Source organism: Streptomyces capoamus, assembly GCF_014654935.1.
GTDB classification, from domain to species: Bacteria; Actinomycetota; Actinomycetes; order Streptomycetales; family Streptomycetaceae; genus Streptomyces; species Streptomyces capoamus.
In genome coordinates this window covers 26,544-29,401 of record NZ_BNBF01000039.1, presented here as the reverse complement: position 1 = coordinate 29,401, position 2,858 = coordinate 26,544, and the positions used below count along the sequence as shown (strand labels likewise).

General features: G+C 71.9%; 3 protein-coding genes. All 3 read right to left on the bottom strand.

Features of this window, described 5'->3' with window-relative positions:
* Positions 1-1,376, bottom strand: a 1,376-nt coding sequence (locus IE312_RS35755) for a Stp1/IreP family PP2C-type Ser/Thr phosphatase (protein WP_229900847.1), incomplete at its 3' end; no start/stop codon positions are given.
* A 140-nt stretch (positions 1,377-1,516) separates the two neighbouring features.
* On the bottom strand, positions 1,517-2,044 hold the full coding sequence (locus tag IE312_RS35750) for an FHA domain-containing protein FhaB/FipA (protein WP_189986493.1): 528 nt from the start codon (positions 2,042-2,044) through the stop codon (positions 1,517-1,519).
* Positions 2,045-2,054: 10 nt separating this feature from the next.
* Positions 2,055-2,858: FHA domain-containing protein (locus IE312_RS35745; RefSeq protein WP_229900846.1), on the bottom strand; the 804-nt coding region annotated here is incomplete at its 5' end.

Here is a 2,858-nt window from a genome sequence, read left to right as displayed (position 1 = left end):
CCGCCGGTCTTCCCGGCGCCCTTCTGGGCGTTCTTCTCCGCGTTCCTCGCGGCATCGGCCGCCTTGCGCTCGGCCTGCTTGCGGCAGGCGGAGGCCTGCACGGCCAGCTCGTCGACCTTGGTACGGGCCGACTGCAGCCCGCCCTCCGCGATCGTGGCCTTCACCTGCTTCTGCTGGTACGGCGGCAGGTACTTGAGTTCGATCTCGGGGTGGTCCTTCTCCACCTTCGACAGCGACACCCAGGCCAGGTCCTGGCTGATCCCGCGGTACAGCGCGACGTGCTCGTCCTTGGCGCCGACGTAGTACTGGGTCTGCGTCCAGCGGTAGCCGCCGTACAGGCCGCCGCCGACGACGGCGAGGGCGAGGGCGCCGTAGAGCGAGGTCTTGAGCCATCTGCGCCGCTTGCGCGGCTTGGTCAGGTCGTCCTCGGCGTACTCGTCGAAGCCGCCGGCCGGGGCGTAGCCGGCGGTGTCGCCGGAGCCGGGCGGGCCGAACTCGCCGCCGCCGTGCCCCTGGCCCTGGCGGCCCAGGTGGGAGGCGCGGCCGGCCGGGGTCTGCATGATGCCGTTGTCGTGCAGGTGGTGCTGGTTCTCGGCGACGGCGCCGACCACGACGGGCTGGTCGGACAGCTGGCCGGCGAGGGTGTCCCCGGTGTCCAGGTCGAGCACGTCGGCGACGATGACGGTGATGTTGTCGGGGCCGCCGCCGCGCAGCGCGAGCTGGATCAGTTCCTGCACGGTCTCCTGCGGGCCCTGGTAGCTGGCGAGGGTCTCCTCCATCGTCTGGTGGGAGACCACGCCGGACAGGCCGTCGGAGCAGATCAGGTAGCGGTCGCCGGCGCGGACCTCGCGGACCGACAGGTCGGGTTCGACGTGGTCGCCGCTGCCCAGGGCGCGCATCAGCAGGGAGCGCTGCGGGTGGGTGGTGGCCTCTTCCTCGGTGATCCGGCCCTCGTCCACCAGCCGCTGCACCCAGGTGTGGTCCTGGGTGATCTGGGTGAGCACGCCGTCGCGCAGCAGGTACGCGCGCGAGTCGCCGACGTGCACCAGGCCGAGCCGCTGGCCGGTCCACAGCAGCGCGGTCAGGGTGGTGCCCATGCCTTCGAGCTGGGGGTCCTCCTCCACCATGGCGCGCAGCTGGTCGTTGGCGCGCTGCACGGCCACGCCGAGGGAGGTGAGGATGTCGGAGCCGGGCACGTCGTCGTCGAGCGTGACCAGGGTGGAGATCACCTCGGAGGAGGCGACCTCGCCCGCGGCCTGGCCGCCCATGCCGTCGGCGATGGCGAGCAGGCGCGGACCGGCGTAACCGGAGTCCTCGTTGCCCTCCCGGATCATGCCCTTGTGCGATCCGGCGGCAAAGCGCAGTGACAGACTCATGCGCACCTCGCCCGTCGGCTCCGGGTACAGCCGGTCGTGTCGAGCCACACTGCCCACCCTCCGGTCGGGAGCGCGCCGGAGACCGGGTGGCGGTCTGCCGCAGCGTGCTCGCTCCGCTCGCGCTTATTCATGACGTAGCACTACTTCCGCAGCTCGATCGCGGTCTTGCCGATGCGGATCGACGAGCCCAGCGGGATCGGCGTGGGGGTCGTCAGCCGGGACCGGTCCAGGTAGGTGCCGTTGGTGGAACCGAGATCCTCGATGATCCACTGTCCGTCGCGGTCCGGGTAGATCCTGGCGTGGCGGCTGGAGGCGTAGTCGTCGTCCAGCACGATCGTGGAGTCGTGCGCCCGGCCCAGGGTGATGGTCTGGCCCTGCAGCGCGACGGTGGTGCCGGTCAGCGTGCCCTCGGTCACGACCAGCTTGGTGGGGGCGTTGCGGCCCCGGCGGCCGCCGCCCTGCTGCGCGCGCTGCGGCGGCGGCGTGGCCTGCTGCCGGGTCTGCTGGCGGCCGGACTGCTGGGGCCGGGCCGCCTCCCTACGCGATCCGCGCTGGGTGACGCGCGTACCGAACAGGTCGCTCCGGATGACCTGCACGGCCACGATCACGAACAGCCACAGTACGGCCAGGAAACCCAGCCGCATGACCGTGAGGGTCAGCTCTGACATTGCCCCCGCTTCACCCTTCGGCTTGCCTATAGATAACGGTGGTGCTGCCCACGACGATCCGCGAGCCGTCGCGGAGCGTAGCGCGGGTGGTGTGCTGCCCGTCCACCACGATGCCGTTGGTGGAACCGAGATCCTGGATGGTGGAGGGCGTTCCGGTCCGGATCTCGCAGTGCCGGCGGGACACGCCGGGGTCGTCGATCCGCACGTCGGCGTCGGTGCTGCGGCCCAGCACCAGCGTCGGGCGGGAGATCTGGTGGCGGGTGCCGTTGATCTCGATCCAGTAGCGGGTGCGCGCGCCGCCCATCGGTGCCGCGGCGGGTCGCTGGGTGGCGGGCTGCGGGTAGCCGTACCCGCCGGGGCGGGAGCCGGGCGGCGGCGCGGCCGGCATCGGGGGCGCGCCCGCGGGGGCGGCCGGCGGGTAGCCGTACCCGCCCGGGGCGCTCTGCGCGGGGCGTCCGGCGGACGGCTGGGGTGCCGCCTGCTGGCTGCTGGAGGAGGCGAGGGTGCGCGAGCGCACCCGGTACAGGCCGGTGTCCAGGTCCTCGGCCTTCTCCAGGTTGACCTTGATCGGACCCATGAAGGTGTAGCGCTGCTGCTTGGCGTAGTCGCGCACCATGCCGGCCAGCTCGTCGCCGAGCTGCCCGGAGTAGGGGCTGAGCCGCTCGTAGTCCGGCGCGCTCAGCTCCACGATGAAGTCGTTGGGCACGACGGTCCGGTCACGGTTCCAGATGGTGGCGTTGTTGTCGCACTCCCGCTGGAGCGCTCCGGCGATCTCCACGGGCTGGACCTCGGACTTGAAGACCTTGGCGAAGGT